Origin of the sequence: Albibacillus kandeliae (genome assembly GCF_003116585.1) — a bacterium.
Classification (GTDB): Bacteria; Pseudomonadota; Alphaproteobacteria; order Rhodobacterales; family Rhodobacteraceae; genus Albibacillus; species Albibacillus kandeliae.
Window position 1 is genome coordinate 1 of sequence record NZ_QEHM01000007.1, and the last position, 15,912, is coordinate 15,912.

Below are 15,912 nucleotides of genomic sequence, written 5' to 3' on the forward strand. Positions count from 1 at the left end.
TCCTCGCCGAGGTGGGCTTTGTCGATTCCGTCTCGAACGGGCGGCTCGAGCTGGGCATCGGCTCGGGCTACCAGCAGTTCGAGTTCGAACGTTTCGGAACCTCGCTGGCCGATGCCGGCCCGATGTTCCAGGAGTACATGGACCTGATTCCGATGGCTCTGAAGGAAAAGACCTTCGAGTACCACGGCAAGTACCTCGACATTCCCGCCAGTTCGATCTCGGTCCGCTGCGTGCAGGACCCGATGCCGCCGATCTGGGTCACCACCGGCAACCCGAAAGTGCGCGAGCGGGCCATGAAGGAAGGTCACAACATCTTCGTCACCGTGCTGCACGGCGGACTCGACGCGATCCGTGGCCTGCGTGAAAAGCTCGAGGAATCCGCCGCCGAGGCCGGAACCGATGTCGATGACACCAAGATCGGTTTCCTGCGCTGCGGTTATGCCAGCGACAACAAGGCCGAGATCGAGGCCTACCTCGACAACGCCCGCTTCGCCCGCCGCCTCTCCGAGAGCCTGAAGGACCGCCGCCAGCACACCGAAGACGGCTACCTGATGCAGGAAGTGCCGCTGAACAAGGAAATGAGCTTTGACGAAATGGCCGCGAACCTGCCGGTCGGCTCCGTCAATCAGGTGATCGACCGCCTGCTGGCCGAGATCGAGATCCTCAAGCCCAAGCACATCGCGCTGCAGACCCAGCTGGGCGACTTCGACCAGAAGACCATGCTCAAGCAGATCGAGCTCTGGGGCGATACCATCATCCCGGCGGTCAACAAGGCGCTCGGCGAAGACGCCCCGCTCGCCAAGGTCGTGAACGGGTAACCCCATGCGGATCGTGCTGATGCAGAACGCCTTGCCCCGGCTGGAGGCGCCCGAGGATCTCGGGCGGTTCTCCATCGCGATGGACGAACGCCTGCGCCCCGCGGCACGGGCGGCACTGGCGCCGGTCGCGGTGCCCGTCTCCTCCGAAGCGACCCACGCCTGGGTCCGCCCGGACGCGGTGCGCGCGCTCTCGCCACTGGCAGGGGAGCCGGAATGGGAAAGCGGCTTTGCCAAGATGATCGCCTACGCGGCCTCGCACGGCTGGCTGGGAGACGACGGCGGCATCCGCGCGCACATCGACTATGTCGAGCCGCGCGCCTCGGTCTCGCCCGACGATTTCCGCAACGCGATGCGCAAGTTTGCCAGCGGCATCTGCATCGTGGCCTGCGGCGAGGGCGACAATCGCCGTGGCATGACCGTGTCGGCCTTCACCTCGGTTTCGGCCGAACCGCCGATGGTGCTGGTCTGCCTCAACAGCAGCTCCTCGTCGCATCAGGCCCTGACCAGCGCCGAAAGCTACAGCGTGAACATCCTCGGCGGCTCGCAGAAGGATCTCGCCCATGTCTTCGCCGGGGTCGGCGGGCTGCGCGGAGCCGATCGGTTCGACGACAGTGAATGGCGGCAGGACCCGCATGGCGCGCCGGTATTGGTCACCGCGCACCAGTCGTTGGTCTGCACCCAGGTCTCGGCTCATCGCGCCGGTACCCATACCGTGCTGATCGGGCAGGTGGTGGCGACCGGGGCGGCGCAGGACACCTCGGCGCTGGTCAACTACGACGGCGCCATCAAGCCGACCGCACCGGCATCCACAACGATGCACTGATTGCAGGGAAACCTGCTGTCTCCCCGCCTCCCCGGGGAGAAGATCGGCGCAGGGTCCTCCCCCCTGCGCCAAACCGCTTTCCGCGTCAGGGCTTGCCGATCCGGTAGACCGGGTCATCGGGAAACCGCCCGCCGATCGGCGTACGAACCCCGAAACGCTCCGCCTCGCCCTTCTCGGGCGGGCTCTGATGGTCGACCCAGTCGTAAACCACCGTGCGCCGCGCCACCCGCCATTCGCTGCCGCGCTTCTCGAACAGGTCGCAGTAGCGCCCGGCCAGCATCACCTGCCGCTCCACCCCGTCCGGCCCCGCGCCACGCTGGAGCGCGAGGAAGTAGGTCTCGACCTCGGCGCGGTCGTCACGCTGAACGTCGATCAGGATATTGCCCACGTTGTGAATATTGCGTGGCCCCCGCGCCCAGCTGGCGCGCACCCGTTCAAAGAAGCCCTCGACCGGCCCCGCATAGGCCCCGTGGTTGTCGTAGGCATCGGGCCAGTAGGACGAGAGCAGTGCCGCCTCGTCCGCGCGGTCGATGCCACGGCAATAGCGATGAATGCAGTCGCGGATCGCATCCTTGTCCAGCAGCCGTTGCAGCGCGGTCTCGTCCATGTCGTTCCCTTTCCTCGCCAATGGGCCTCAGCCCTCGTTCACCGCCTCGCCAGCCTTGCCGCGCCGCGCCCGACCGGAGAACGAAACGTAGAGCCCATAGAGCACCAGCGCCACCGCCGAACCCAGGCAGACCTGCGAGATGGCGCTGTCGAAGAAGGCCCCGAAATCGCCCCCGGACAGCATCAGCGTCCGGCGGAAATGTTCTTCCATCATCGGCCCGAGCACGAAGCCGAGGATCAGCGGCGCCGCCTGGAACCCGAGATAGCGCAACACGTAGCCAAAGGCGCCCAGCAGCAGCAGGACCCAGACCTGGATCACGTTGTTGTAGGTGGTCAGCACGCCCATCACGATGAACATCAGGATGGCTGGGTACATCAGGTGAAAGGGGATCTTCAGCAGCCGCACCCACAGCCCGACCATCGGTATGTTCAGAACCAGCAGCATCAGGTTCCCCACCCAGAAGCTCATGACCAGCCCCCAGAACAGATCGGGCTGGTTCACCAGCACCATCGGCCCCGGCTCGATCCCGTGAATGATCAGCACGCCAAGGATGATCGCCATCGTCGGCGAGCCCGGGATGCCAAGCGTCAGGGTCGGGATGAACGCGGTCTGATCCGCCGCGTTATTGGCCGACTCCGGCCCCGTGACCCCCTGGATCGCGCCCTTGCCAAACTCCTCGGCCCGGCCGATCCGCTTTTCCGTGGCGTAGGACATGTAAGAGGCGATCAGTCCCCCGGTACCCGGAAGCGCGCCAAAGAACGACCCGATGGCGGAGCCCCGGATCATCGGCATCCACGAGGCCCGCATCTCGGCCCGCGTCGGCAGCATCGCCCTGAAGGTAATGTCGTGATCGGCATTGCCCGCCCGCTTGACCGAGCGGATCGAGGTGATCACCTCCGACACCCCGAAGATGCCCATCGCCAGCGCGATGATCGAGATCCCCTCGAACAGCGCCATCTGGCCGAAGGTGAAACGCAGCGTGCCGGTGTAGACGTCGGAGCCCACAAGGCCCATGAGGATGCCGATCAGCACCATGGCGATGCCCTTGAACATCGACCCCGAGGCGATGGTCGAGGCCGCGACGAGGCCCAGCACCATCAGCCCGAAGTACTCCGCCGACCCGAACTTGAGTGCCGACGCGGCGATCATCGGAGAGAAGCCCATCAGCGCGATGATCCCCACCGTGCCGCCAAAGAAGCTCGCCACCGTGGTCATGAACAGCGCGGTGCCCGCCCGCCCCTTCTGCGCCATCGGGTAGCCGTCAAGACAGGCCACGGCCGACGAAGGCGTGCCCGGAACGTTCAGCAGGATCGACGAAGTCGACCCGCCATAGGTGGTGCCGTAATAGATGCCCCCCAGCATCACCAGCGCAGCCACCGGCTCGATGTGAAAGGTGATCGGGAACAGCAGCGAGATCGCCACCAGCACGCCGATCCCCGGGATCACCCCGAGGATGGTGCCAAGGAAGACCCCGAGAAAGCAGAACCACAGGTTGGTCGGCATCAGCGCGACCTCGAGCCCCATCAGGGCGTTGCTCAGGATCGAGTCCATCTCAGAACCCTCCCATCCCGAGGATCGGGAGCCTGACCCCGAGGATGCCCCGGAACAGACCCACCGCGATCACCGTGACGACAGCGGCTAGCGCCAGCTTGTGCACGAACTTCAGCTGCGTGTCCGCAAACCCCGCGATCACCGCCAGCGCAAAGACCCCCGGCCCGTAGCCCGCATAGGGAAAGATCACCGCGAAGGCGGCAATCGACAGCAGCACCATGAGAAAGGGCCGATACTCGAACTCCGTCGCCTCCGCCGCCTGCCGCTGCACCAGCGACTGGATCAGCAGACAGGCACCGATCACCGTCAGCGCACTGGCGACAAGGGTCGGGAACAGCCCCGGCCCCGGCGTGCGGAAGGTGCCGAGCTTGTAATGGGATTGCGCGTAAAGCGTGGTGGAAAGGCCAAAGCCGGTAACCAGCAGCCCGGTGGCCGTTTCGCGGTTCAGAAGGGATTTCATGTCGTTCCGTCCGGAATGGGAAAGAGCGGCCACAAGGGCCGCTCGCGTGTTCTCTGGCTGGACGCCTACTGCGGCGTCAGGCGGCCTTCCTCGACCAGCCCCTCAAGCTGAACCAGCTCCTGCGCGACGATCTCCTTGAACTCCGCCTGGGTCCGGTGCGTCGCATCGAGCCCCTGGGTCACAAACATCTCGTGCACCTCCGGCACGTTCGCCGCCTCGTCGAAGGCCGCGTAGATCTCGTCCTGCACCGCTTGAGGCGTATCCTTGGCGACATAGACGCCAAAGATGGTGCCAAAGACAAAGTCGATCCCCGCCTCACGGAAGGTCGGCACGTCCGGCAGCGACGGGTGCCGCTCTTCCGCCGCGATGGCGATGGCCTTGATATCGCCCGAGCGGACGTAAGAGACCGAAGACACGCCGTCCATCATGCCGTCCACCCGGCCCGCCATGACGTCCAACCGAGAGGGCGCGCTGCCCTGATAGGGAATATGCAGGTAGTCCACGCCGACCTTGCTGGCCCAGAGCTCCGCCGCGATATGCGGGCTGGCCCCCACGCCGGACGACGCCAGCTTCAGCTCGCCGGGATGCTCCTTGGCCCAGGCGGTGATCTCCTCGATGCCGTCCATCGGGTAGTCGGGCCGCATGATCAGCATGTTCGAGCCGCGCCCCAGCATGTAGACGGGCGAGAGGTCCGACAGCTCGAACGGAGCCTCGGGCATCAGCACCTCGTTCGAGATCACGCCATAGGCGGTGACCAGGATCGTGTAGCCGTCAGGGTCGGCGCTGGCGACATCCATCGCGCCCAGCAGCGACCCGGACCCGGGCTTGTTCTCGACGATGATCGTCTGACCCCAGCGCTTCTGCAGCTCGGGCTGCAGCTTGCGGACGTAAGTATCCGTCACCCCGCCTGCCGAGTAGGGCACCACGATGGTCACCTGCCTTGACGGGAAGTCCTCCGCCAGCGCCGCCGACGATACGAAACAAGCGGCCAGGGCCGCGAAAATGGCTTTCATCTGTTCTCCTCCTTGGCACGAACCCTCCCCGGCTCGGCCCCTGTCTGACCAGTCAGTCAGCCCGGAGGCTGGCGCAACGCGCGCGGCGGATCAACCTGAAACCGCTGCGCCCGGCGTTTATCACATATGTGAAAACTATGGGCTTTCCTCAGCCCAGCATCGACGCCGCGAGCGACAGGGTCAGCGGCAGCGTGACAAAGGCCAGCCCCGTCTGGAACGTGACGATCGCGTTCATCAGGGCCACGTCGCCACCCGTCTCCGCCGCCAGCGCGGTCGAGGAGGGCGCGGTCGGGACCGCCGCGAACATCAGCAGGATCAGCAGCGTCTGGCTGTCCAGCCCGGTCGGGATCAGCACCACGAACAGCGGGAAAAGCACGAACCGCCCGAGGGTGGCAAGCGCCAGCGGCCAGAGCTGCGCGCGCAGCCCCCTCAGCCGCAGCCCGGCCCCGACGCAGAGCAGCATCAGCGGCAGCGCCACGGCCCCGAGCATCGCGGTGGCGTCGTGCAGCACGGGTATCCGTCCGGGCACCAGCCCGTTCACGGCAAGGCCCGCGCAGATCGACAGGATCAGCGGGTTGCAGGCAATGTCGCGCAGCACCTGCCGGCCCATCATCGCCCCTCCGCTCCGGGTGTCGAGCAGCCGCAGCGCCGGCACGATGGCAACGTTGGTCACGAGCGCCAGCACCGCCGCCGCCAGCGCGGCCATCGACAGCCCCTCGGCCCCGTAAAGCGTCTCAGCCACGGCCAGCGCCATGAACGAGTTGTGGCGCACCGCGCCCTGCAGCACCGATCCGCGCTGAGGGGCAGGCATCCCCGCGCCCCACGACACGGCCAGAACCACGAAACCGACAAGGAAGAACGCGCCGCCCAGCCCCAGCGCAAAGGGCGCCATCCGGTCGATCTGAACATCTGCCGTCGACAGTTTGTAGAACAACAGTGAGGGGATCAGCACCCAGTATCCCAGCCGCGACGCCAGCGGCCAGAACCCGTCGCCCGGCAGCCCGAGACGACGGAGAATATTGCCCAGCACCACGATGACGAAGATCGGCGCGATGGTCAGGGCGAGGCCGTGCATGTGCCCGGCTCAGCCGCCGCAGAAGGCGACGACGGCGCGGCCACGGGTCCGGCCTGCGATCATCTCGGCCATGGTCGCGTCGATCTCCTCCGGTTCGATCACGCGCGCGATGGACGATATCCGGGGCGGGCGCAGATCGGTGCCCAGCCGTTCCCAGATGCGCCGCCGCAGCGCGGGCGGCGAATTGCCGTTGATGCCGGTCAGGGTGATGCCCCGCAGGATGAAGGGGATCACCGAGGTCGGCAGCCGGTTGCCCCCGGCATTGCCGATGGCGGCCACCGCCGCCTCGGCCTTGGCGCTGCGCAGCAGCCAGGCGAGCACGTCACCGCCCACCGTATCGATGGCCCCGGCCCAGATCGCCTTGTCGAGCATCCGGTCGCTGACCTCGGGCGGCGCGATCACGTCAGACGCGCCAAGCGCGCTCAGCAACGCGCCTGCGTCGGTCTTGGAGGTCACCGCCACCACCTCGTATCCGAGCCGCGCCAGCATCGCCACAGCCTGGCTCCCGACTCCGCCGGTTGCCCCGGTCACCGCGATAGGGCCGCTGTCAGGCTCCACCCCGAGGCTTTCCAGCCGGTCCACCGCCAGCGCCGCCGAGTAGCCCGCGACCCCGACCGCCGCGGCCTCCAGCAGGCTCAGCCCCTTGGGCAGCGGCACCAGCCATTCAGCGTCTGCGCGCAGGTAGTCGGCCAGCCCGCCATCCCGCGCCACGCCCAGCCCCATGCCATGCGCGATGACCGCCTGACCGGGCTCGAAGGCCGGGTCCGCGCTCTCGACCACGTGCCCGACCGCCTCGATACCGCAGTTCAGGGGCAACGCCTTGGCGATGGGCGCCTTGCCCTGCCCCGCCAGCGCGTCCTTGTAGTTGATGCCCGAGTAGAGCACCCGCACCAACGTATCGCCCCCGCTCAGCGCGTCGCGCTCCATCTGGACAAGGCGGCCCCGGCTCATCTTGCCATCCGCCTCAAGCCGGTAGGATTTCATGCCCCGACCCCTTCGCTCGCCCGCCGCCGCTGCATCTGCTTGACGATATTCAGCTGGTGGATCTGACTGGTCCCCTCGTAGAGCCGGAACAGCCGCACATCGCGGTAGTAGCGCTCGATCGAACTGTGGTTCGCCACGAACCCGGCCCCGCCATGCACCTGCACGCAACGGTCCGCGACGCGCCCGCACATCTCCGAGGCGAAGTACTTGCAGATCGACGCCTCGAGCGCGATGTCGCGCCCCTCGTCCCGCGACCGCGCGGTGGCCAGCACCAGCTGCTTCGCCGCCTCTATCTCGGCCCGGCAATCGGCCAGCAGCGCCGCCACCAGCTGAAAGTCGACGACCTTCTGACCGAACTGCTCACGCGTGGTGGCATGGTCCATCGCCATATCGAGCATTCGGATCGCGGGACCGGTGCAGAGCGCGGCAAGGTGAATGCGCTGCTTGTTCAGCACCTTCATCGCGGTCTTGAACCCGACGCCCTCGACCCCGCCGATCACGTTCTCGGCCGGGACGATGCAGTCGTTGAAATAGACCTCGCCCACGGGCGATCCGGCCTGCCCCATCATCTTGTAGGGCTCCGAGGTCGACAGCCCCTCGAACCCGCGCTCGACGATGAATGCGGTGATGCCCCTGGCGCCGGTGCTGTCCGGATCGGTCCGGGCAAAGACGGTGAACAGGTCGGCAATCGGCGCGTTGGTGATATAGCGCTTCATCCCGTTCAGCACGTAGTGGTCGCCCACCCGCCGCGCCGTCGTCTCGATGTTGCTGGCCTCGGACCCTGCGTTCGGCTCGGTCAGCGCCAGGCACCCGGTGGCCTCGCCCCGCGCCATCAGCGGCAGGTACTTCCGTTTCTGCGCCTCCGTCGCGTCGGCAACCAGCGCCTCGGACCCGATGCCGGTATTGGTCCCGACCCGGGCGCGATAGGCGACGGCGCATTGCGACAGCTCCATCGCGCCCATCACCAGCTCCTCGGTGGTCAGGCCCAGCCCGCCGTATTCCTCGGGGATCGACCAGCCGAAGAACCCGCGGGCCGCCATGTCGATGACGATGTCCTGCGGTACCTCGTCCAGCTCGGCCACGCGGGTCTCGTTCGGATGCGCCACCTCGCGCACCCAGGTGTGCACCTCGGCCAGAAGGCGCTCCAGCTTGTCAGCGTTCCTGATCACCCAAGGGTCTCCTTACGACTTGCCCGCGACATCGGGTTTGCGCTTTTCAAGAAAAGCAGCGAGCCCCTCGGCCGCCTCCGCCCCGAACCGCGCGGTGTTGATACCATGCGCCTCGACCACCAGCTGGGTGGCGAGGTCGTTGTGCGGCGCCGCCGCGATCTCGGACTTGATGACCGCCATGGCACCAACCGCGCCCGCCGCCAGTTTCGCCGCCATTCCCTTGGCCGCCGCGATGGCCTCGCCTGCGGGCACCACGAGGTTGACCAGCCCCAGCGCATGCAGCCGCTCGGCCTCCACCGGGTTGCCGGTCAGGCACATCTCGGAGACGATCTGGCGTGGCAGCCCCTCGCTCAGGAAATGGGTCACGCCGCCATCCGGTGCGAGCCCGACCTTGACGTAGGCCACCACGAACTTGGCCCCCTCGGCGGCCACGATCATGTCGCAGGCCAGCGCGAGCGACATGCCCGCCCCCGCAGCCCCGCCCTCGACCGCCGCGATCACCGGCGTCGGGCAATTGCGGATGGCGAGGATCATGGCGTTCAGCGCGTCGGTATTGCCGCTGACCACGGCCAGCGTGCTCTTGGCGCTTTCCTTGAGGTTGTTGATGTTGCCGCCCGAGGAGAAGAACCCGTGCAGACCGGTCAGCACGATGGCCCGCACCTCCGGGTCCTGACCTGCGGTGATGATCTCGCTCTGGATCTGCTTGTAGACCGGCGGGCTGATCGAGTTGCGGCTGTTCGGCCCGTCCAGTGACAGGATCAGGACCGGGCCGTCGCGTTCGACGCGCAGCTCGGTCACTGGGGCAGCTTGGGTATTCATGCGACTTTCTCCTGTGTCTGGGTCTGATCCAGACCCGCGCGGGTTTCCACCGCGATCATTCTGGCCAGCCGGGCGCCATGCGCGTCGGCACTGCCGTTCAGCATGTCGGCCACCAGCACGCGCTTGACGAACCGGCCAAGCGCGTACTCCTCGGTCATGCCGATCCCGCCGTGCAGCTGGATCGCCGAGGCGGCAGCGCGGCGCATCCGCCCGCCAAGGAACCGCTTCAGCGACGACACCGCCCGCATCTGCAGCGCGACATCATCGCCGTCGCAGGTCTGCGCAGCCAGATGGACCAGCGAGAGGAAATGCTCGGTGTCGTGGTAGATATCGACCATCGCGTGCTGCAGCGCCTGAAAGCTGCCGATCGGCCGCCCGAACTGTTTGCGCTCTTTCAGGTAGCCCTGCGTCATGTCGCGCAGCGCCAGCATCGCCCCGAGCGCGTCGGCGGCGAAAGCAGTGGCAGCGGCATCGCGCATCCACTCGGCAAGGCCGGGCACCGGCACACCGATCTCTGCGGGGCGCACCGACACTAACTCAATGTCCGCCGCCCCGCGCCCATCGACGAGGGCATAGCTGTCGCGTGCAACGTCAGCCATCGGCACCACCGCCAGCCGGTTGTCGGGCAGGCAGACCAGCAGTACCTCCGCCACGTCCGCCCCCGGCACTACGCGCAGCGCCCCGCTCAGCGCGCCACCCGCCAGCCGCAGCCCCTCGCCATCGGCGAAACAGACCACCCCCTCTGGCACCTCCGGCGCCGCCATCCCGGCCCGAGCCAGCGCCAGCCCCGGCAGCACGGCAGCACCGATCATGCCCTCCGGCGCAGCAGCGCGGCCCGCTTCGACCAGCCCATGCACCACATCCGCCATCCCGGCGCCAAAGCCGCGCGGTTCGGGATAGGTCGCGTCCAGCAACCCAAGTTCCTGCAGCGCGGGCCAGGTATCGTCCGCACCACCCGGATAACCCGCGTCCGAGAAGACCCGCGCAAGGCTGTCGGCGATCATCCGTTGTTCGTCATTCGCAGCGAAATCCATGATCCCCTCCTCAGAACCCGAGGATCTGCTTGGCGACGATGTTCTTCATCACCTCGCTCGATCCGCCGAAAATCGTGAAGGCGCGCGAGAACAGCCAGCCGTGGGTGCCATAGCTGTCCTTGGCCTCGCCCGCCCGCAGCACCTGCCAGGGCGCCGCCTCTGCCCCCGCCGCTTCCATCGCCAGCTCCTGTATCCGCTGCTGGATCTCCGACCCGCGCAGCTTGAGGAACGACGACAGCGCGCCCACGTCGCCTCCCGGCGAAACGCTCGACAGCATGCGCAGGTTGGTGACCTCCTGCGCGAGGAAGTCGGCCTCCAGATCCGCCAGCTTGGCGCCAAAGACCGGATCGTCGATCAGCGCCACGCCGTCACGATACCGCTCGGCCGCAAGCCGCTTGAGCAGTGTCAGTTCCGCCTTGCTCTGCCCGACGTTGGCAATGCTGACCCGCTCGTTGCCCAGCAGGTACTTGGCATAGGTCCAGCCCCTATTCTCCTCACCGACCAGCAGGTCGGCAGGCACCCGCACGTCTTCGAGGAATACCTCGTTCACATGGTGGTCGCCGTCGATGGTCCGGATCGGGCGCACGGTGACGCCCGGGCTGTCGAGCCGGATCAGCAGCATCGAGATGCCCGATTGTGGCCGCTCCGCCGAAGGATCGGTCCTCACCAGCGTGAACATCCACTCCGCATGCTGCGCCGTGGTGGTCCATGTCTTCTGACCGTTCACCACGTATTCGTCGCCCTCGCGCACCGCTCGGGTCTTGAGCGAGGCAAGGTCCGACCCGGCGCCGGGCTCCGAGAAGCCCTGACACCAATAGTTCTCGCCACTGAGAATACCCGGCAGAAACCGCGCCTTCTGTTCGTCAGACCCGAAACGGATCAGCACCGGCCCGATCATCTTGAGCCCGAAGGGCCGCAGCCGGGGCGCCCCCGCCAGCATCGCTTCGCTGTCGAAGATGTACTGCTGCATCGGCGTCCAGCCGGTGCCGCCATGCTCGACCGGCCAGTGCGGCGCGGCCCAGCCCTTCTGGCCAAGGATCTTGTGCCAGCGGATCATCTGCTCCCACGAATGCCGGCGGTAGCCGAAGAAGGTGGCGGAGATGTCCTCCGGCAGGCTCTCGGCGAGAAAGCGGCGCACCTCGTCGCGAAAGGCGAGATCCGCCTTGGTATAGAAAAGCTCCATGTCCTGTCTTCCGGCTTCGGGGTCTTGGATAGACCCGCGGCAATGCCTCCGCCGCGGGCCGGTTGGATCGGCTTACTCGGAGGCTTCCGGCGGGATCAGTTCCTCGGGAACCTCGACGCCGATTTCCTTGTAGTACTTGTAGGCCCCGATATGCAGCGGCGCGTTCATCTGGTTCAGCGCGGTTTCCGGGGTGATCGCCTCCATCCACTTGGCGGATGCAACGAGGTCGTCATGATGTTCGAAGATCGCCTTGGTGATGTTGTAGATCTGCTCCTCGTCCGCCCACTTGTTGGTGCCGAGTCCGACGATCGAGCTCACCATGCGGACCGGCTCCTGGTTCACCTGACCCTTGTAGGTGCCCGGCTGCAGGAAATCGAAGGTCCGGCCCGGAACCGCTCCCGCCGCCTGAATGCTCGGCTCGTCCATCTTGTCGTCGGGGATGCCGAGCACGCGGAACTCACCCAGCGCCGAAAGCTGCTGCAACTCCGCGCTCGGGATCGGCGTCGGCACGAAATAGGCGTCCAGCTGGTGATCCTGAAACGCCTGTTCCGCCGAGCCCCAGTCGAGGTTCACCGGTTCGAAATCCTTGTTCGCCTCGTAACCGGTCACGCCCTTGATCACCTGTTCGATCACCGTGCGCCCGGCGCTCGACGGCGGTCCGATGTAAACCTTCTTGCCCTTCAGATCGGCCATCGACTCGATCCCCGAGTCCGCCCACGTGATACCGTGATAGGCCCCCAGCGGGTAGTTCACGATGCTGCGGATATTGCCGAACAGTTCTTTCGAGTTCGGCAGCTTCTCGTACATCTTGGTGCCGTCGCGCAGGTAACCATTGATCGACACCGCGGTCATGAACAGGTCGAGCTGCTGGTTCGCCGCGTCGACGATCATCCGCGTCCCCACCGCGCCGGTGGTCAGCTGGGTGCTGTAGCCGTATTCCTTCTTGATGATCTGCGAGACCGCGATCGAAAAGACGGTGGTCGGCGAGGCCTGCCCCAGCGAAGCCATGCGAAAGTTCTGCGCCTCGGCTGCGACGGTTCCGGCCAGCAGGGCCGCTCCCGCCGCCAGCCCCAGCGCGCCGGTCTTGAGTTTCTCAAACATCATAGTCCTCCCTTGGTTTCTGAAATCCGTTCGTTCAACGCCACGCCCTCGGGCTCGCCCCGCAACCTCCCCGGCAGAACGAGCAGGGCTACCGCCGCGACGATCAGCACGTATTGCAGCGCCGGAACCTGCACGACGAGGCCAACCGCCAGCGCCAGCCGGACCAGCCGCATCGGCCATCCCAACCGCTCGCCCGCGTAGCCGACGAGCCCGGTGTTCAGCATCCAGATCGCCAGACCCAGCGCCACGCAGACCCGGACGAAGTCCAGCAGGTCGAAACCGATGACCAGCAGCAGCGAGGGCTCGTAGACAAAGATGAAGGGGATGATGAACCCGGTCAGCGCCAGCCGCAGGGCGACAAAGGCAGTCCGCATCGGGCTCGCCTGCGCGATTGGCGCGGCGGCAAAGGCACCGATGGCAACCGGCGGCGTGATCGCCGACAGCACGCCGAAGTAAAAGACGAACATGTGCACCGCCAGCGTGTCCGCGCCAAGCTTGGTCATCACCGGGCCCAGCACCAGCACGATGATCAGGTAGGCCGGCAGCGTCGGCATCCCCATGCCCAGCACGAGGCAGGCAAAGGCGGTGAGCACGAGCGAGCCGAACAGCCATGTGTCGCTGAAGGACGAAATCACCGAGGCAAAGGTCAGCCCGAGGCCGGTCAAGTTCAGCACCCCGAGGATCACCCCGATGCAGCCGACGGCCACGAGGATCGAGGCACAGGCCTTGCCGCCCTGAACCAGCGCGTCCCAGAACACCCTCGGGTTCTCCCGGTTCTGCTTGCGGAACAGGCCCAGCACGATGGTCGATGCCACCGCCGCGAACCCGGCCAGCGCCGGAGAGCGGCCTGCGACCAGCACGGCGACGATGGCAAGGATCGGCAGCATGAACTGCAGCGACAGCACGTAATCGCGGCGCGTCAGCTTGACCCGCTCGGCCTCGGGGATCGGCTCGATCCCCAGCGCCCGCGCCTGAACCGAGATCGCCGCGAAGAGCGACCCGTAATAGAAGATCGCCGGGATCAGCGCCGCGATGGCGATGGTGGTGTAGAGTTCGCCGGTCAGGTCCGCCATCAGGAAGGCGGCGGCCCCCATCACCGGCGGCACGATCTGCCCGCCGGTCGAGGCCGCGGCCTCGATCCCGCCGGCCATCGCAGGGGAAAACCCGCGCCGCTTGATCATCGGGATGGTGAAGGTGCCCGAGCCGACCACGTTGGCCGTGACGCTGCCTGACATCGACCCGAACAGCGCGCTCGCCACCACCGCCGCATGGGCCGGGCCGCCACGCGACCGGCCGGTCAGCGCGACGGAGCAGCGGATCAGCGCGTCGGAGGCACCGGTCCCTTCCAGCAGCACCCCGAAGACGACAAACACCATGACCACCCGGATCACCACGCCGGTCGGCATGCCAAAGACGCCCTGGAACCCGTACCAGACATTCTGCATCGTCCGGTTCAGGTCGACGCCTGCGTGGTTCAGCATCCCGGGCAGGTAGTTCCCGTAAAGACAGTAGAGGATCATCAGCGCCGCGATGATCACGATGGGCAGCCCGAACAGCCGCCGCGTCGCCTCCAGCAGAGCGGCACATCCGGCCAGCGCCAGCCAGGCGTCGTAGCCGGAGAAGATGTAGAAGGTCTCTTCCTGCAGGTGCTCCACCTGCGTGAACCGCCAGCAGGCGAGGATGACGATGCCCACGAGGACCGTGTCCAGTATCGCGCCCGCGATCTTCACCGCCCTGCCCGGCTCGTTGGCCAGATTGTAGACCGGCCAGTTGATCAGCACGATCACCAGCGCCGCGCCCATCAGCATGTTGCGCCCATAGTCCATGGTCCAGGGGCCCGACCAGGCGACCCAGACCGACTGGAGCGCCAGCGCGGCGCCCAGCACCGCGACGATGGCCAGCCCGATGGCCCGCAGCGAGAAGCGCCCGGTCATTCCGCCGCCCTCCGCTCGGTCTGTGCACCCTGCGGCACGGCAAGGTAGGGGCTGTCGGCCAGCGACCATTCCGGCTGCGGCTCGCTCCGGAAGATCTGGCGCAGATGCACCTCGTCGGGGCCGTCGCCGATCCGGAACCAGCGCGCATAGGCAAAGGCGTGGTGGATCGGCAGGTCGTCGAGCCCGCCCATCGCCCCGAAAATCTGCAGCGCGTGGTCCGCCACCCGTTGCAGCATGTTCGGAACCGAGACCTTGATCATCGAGACCGGCCGCCAGCTTGCGCTCTCGCCGCCCTGATCCAGCAGCCATGCGCAGCGCTGTACCGCCAGCCGGTTCATGTCGATCTCGACCCGCGCCTCGCCGATCCAGCGCTGGATGGTGTCGTAGTCGATCACGCTGCGGCCAAAGGCGGTGCGCTCGCGCGCCCGCACAATCATCAGCTCCACCAGCATCTCGGCCAGCCCGATACAGCGCATGGCGTGGTGGATACGCGCGGGCCCGAGCCGGACCTGCGCGCCCTTGAAGCCCCGGCCCCGCTCGCCCAGCAGGTTTGCCGCTGGCACCACGACATCCCTCAGCTCGATCTGCGCGATCGGCGCGACATGATCCTCCCAGCCGAGGTAACTCAGTTCGCGGGTAATCGTCACGCCCGGCGCGTCGGTCGGCACGATGACCATGCTCTGGCGCTCCGTCCGCCCCGCCTCCGGGTCGCTCACGCCCATGACGATCAGGAAGGAACAATCGGGATGCGCCCCGCCGGTGGCGAACCACTTGCGCCCGTTGATGCGGATCTGGTCGCCCTCGAAGTCGATCCGCGTGGCGATGTTCGACGCGTCGGACGAGGCCACGTCCGGTTCGGTCATCGCAAAGGCCGACCGGGTGGTGCCCTCCAGCAGCGGATCGAGCCAGCGCTCCTTCTGGTCCGGCGTCGCCAGCGACTGCAGCATCGCCATGTTCGGAACGTCCGGGGCCTGGCAGTTGAACACCTGCGACCCCCACGGCAGCTTGCCCATGATCTCGGCAAGCGGGGCGAATTCAAGGTTGCTGAGGCGCGTACCAGGCTCGGAATCGGCCAGTTCCGGAAGGGCAAGGTTCCACAATCCCCGTTCGCGGGCACGTGCCCTCAGCGCCGGAAGGAAATCGGCCTCGCGTCCCTCGCGCATGACCTGCTGCACCCAGTCCCGGTGGCGCGGCATCACCTCGCGCTCGAAGAACCCGGCAACCTCGTTGCGGATATCTCGTGCCCTGCCTGTTGGCTCGAAATGCATGGCTCCCCTCCCCAAGGATCACTAATTGCACGTCTTGACCGTCTTGTTTCAAATATCGTAACAAATGTCAAAC

Annotated in this window: 15 protein-coding genes; 2 read left to right on the forward strand and 13 right to left on the reverse strand. The window is 66.7% G+C overall.

Going from position 1 to position 15,912, the window contains the following annotated elements; genetic code table 11:
• Both DDT93_RS15855 and DDT93_RS15860 read left to right on the forward strand, forming a co-directional pair.
• Window positions 1-818 (forward strand): LLM class flavin-dependent oxidoreductase (locus DDT93_RS15855; protein WP_109466849.1); only part of this gene is annotated, 818 nt, incomplete at its 5' end.
• A 4-nt stretch (window positions 819-822) separates the two neighbouring features.
• A complete protein-coding gene (locus DDT93_RS15860) occupies window positions 823-1,641 on the forward strand; it encodes a flavin reductase family protein (protein WP_109466850.1) in 819 nt (272 codons plus the stop codon).
• 85 nt (window positions 1,642-1,726) lie between these two features.
• Here DDT93_RS15860 and DDT93_RS15865 read toward each other — a convergent pair whose 3' ends face one another.
• The 13 genes from DDT93_RS15865 to DDT93_RS15925 form a co-directional block, all read right to left on the reverse strand.
• Window positions 1,727-2,248, reverse strand: a complete 522-nt coding sequence (locus DDT93_RS15865) for a nuclear transport factor 2 family protein (protein ID WP_109466851.1) — start codon at window positions 2,246-2,248, stop codon at window positions 1,727-1,729.
• A 27-nt stretch (window positions 2,249-2,275) separates the two neighbouring features.
• Complete coding sequence (locus DDT93_RS15870) at window positions 2,276-3,799, reverse strand: tripartite tricarboxylate transporter permease (RefSeq protein ID WP_109466852.1); 1,524 nt, start codon at window positions 3,797-3,799, stop codon at window positions 2,276-2,278.
• A 1-nt stretch (window position 3,800) separates the two neighbouring features.
• Window positions 3,801-4,259 carry a tripartite tricarboxylate transporter TctB family protein gene (locus DDT93_RS15875; RefSeq protein WP_109466853.1) on the reverse strand — a complete coding sequence of 153 codons (459 nt, stop codon included), beginning with the start codon at window positions 4,257-4,259 and terminating at the stop codon, window positions 3,801-3,803.
• A 65-nt stretch (window positions 4,260-4,324) separates the two neighbouring features.
• On the reverse strand, window positions 4,325-5,272 hold the full coding sequence (locus DDT93_RS15880; protein WP_109466854.1) for a Bug family tripartite tricarboxylate transporter substrate binding protein: 948 nt from the start codon (window positions 5,270-5,272) through the stop codon (window positions 4,325-4,327).
• Window positions 5,273-5,420: 148 nt separating this feature from the next.
• On the reverse strand, window positions 5,421-6,347 hold the full coding sequence (locus DDT93_RS15885) for an AEC family transporter (protein ID WP_109466855.1): 927 nt from the start codon (window positions 6,345-6,347) through the stop codon (window positions 5,421-5,423).
• A 9-nt stretch (window positions 6,348-6,356) separates the two neighbouring features.
• The gene (locus DDT93_RS15890; protein WP_109466856.1) at window positions 6,357-7,331 is read right to left on the reverse strand and encodes an acrylyl-CoA reductase family protein; all 975 of its coding nucleotides are present in this window, start codon (window positions 7,329-7,331) and stop codon (window positions 6,357-6,359) included.
• Window positions 7,328-8,500 carry an acyl-CoA dehydrogenase family protein gene (locus DDT93_RS15895; protein ID WP_109466857.1) on the reverse strand — a complete coding sequence of 391 codons (1,173 nt, stop codon included), beginning with the start codon at window positions 8,498-8,500 and terminating at the stop codon, window positions 7,328-7,330. Before DDT93_RS15895 ends, DDT93_RS15890 begins: the two co-directional genes overlap by 4 nt.
• Before the next feature lie 12 nt (window positions 8,501-8,512).
• Window positions 8,513-9,319, reverse strand: coding sequence for an oxepin-CoA hydrolase, alternative type (locus tag DDT93_RS15900; protein WP_109466858.1), 807 nt, complete (start codon window positions 9,317-9,319; stop codon window positions 8,513-8,515).
• Complete coding sequence (locus DDT93_RS15905) at window positions 9,316-10,353, reverse strand: acyl-CoA dehydrogenase (protein ID WP_109466859.1); 1,038 nt, start codon at window positions 10,351-10,353, stop codon at window positions 9,316-9,318. The genes DDT93_RS15900 and DDT93_RS15905 overlap by 4 nt, the downstream gene beginning before the upstream one ends.
• Before the next feature lie 10 nt (window positions 10,354-10,363).
• On the reverse strand, window positions 10,364-11,536 hold the full coding sequence (locus DDT93_RS15910) for an acyl-CoA dehydrogenase family protein (protein ID WP_109466860.1): 1,173 nt from the start codon (window positions 11,534-11,536) through the stop codon (window positions 10,364-10,366).
• 72 nt (window positions 11,537-11,608) lie between these two features.
• Window positions 11,609-12,637 (reverse strand): TAXI family TRAP transporter solute-binding subunit, encoded by a 1,029-nt coding sequence (locus DDT93_RS15915; protein ID WP_157960194.1) that lies wholly within the window; start codon window positions 12,635-12,637, stop codon window positions 11,609-11,611.
• A complete protein-coding gene (locus DDT93_RS15920; protein ID WP_157960195.1) occupies window positions 12,637-14,571 on the reverse strand; it encodes a TRAP transporter permease in 1,935 nt (644 codons plus the stop codon). The genes DDT93_RS15915 and DDT93_RS15920 overlap by 1 nt, the downstream gene beginning before the upstream one ends.
• Window positions 14,568-15,839, reverse strand: a complete 1,272-nt coding sequence (locus tag DDT93_RS15925; protein WP_109466863.1) for an acyl-CoA dehydrogenase family protein — start codon at window positions 15,837-15,839, stop codon at window positions 14,568-14,570. The genes DDT93_RS15920 and DDT93_RS15925 overlap by 4 nt, the downstream gene beginning before the upstream one ends.
• Between the last annotated feature and the right edge of the window lie 73 nt (window positions 15,840-15,912).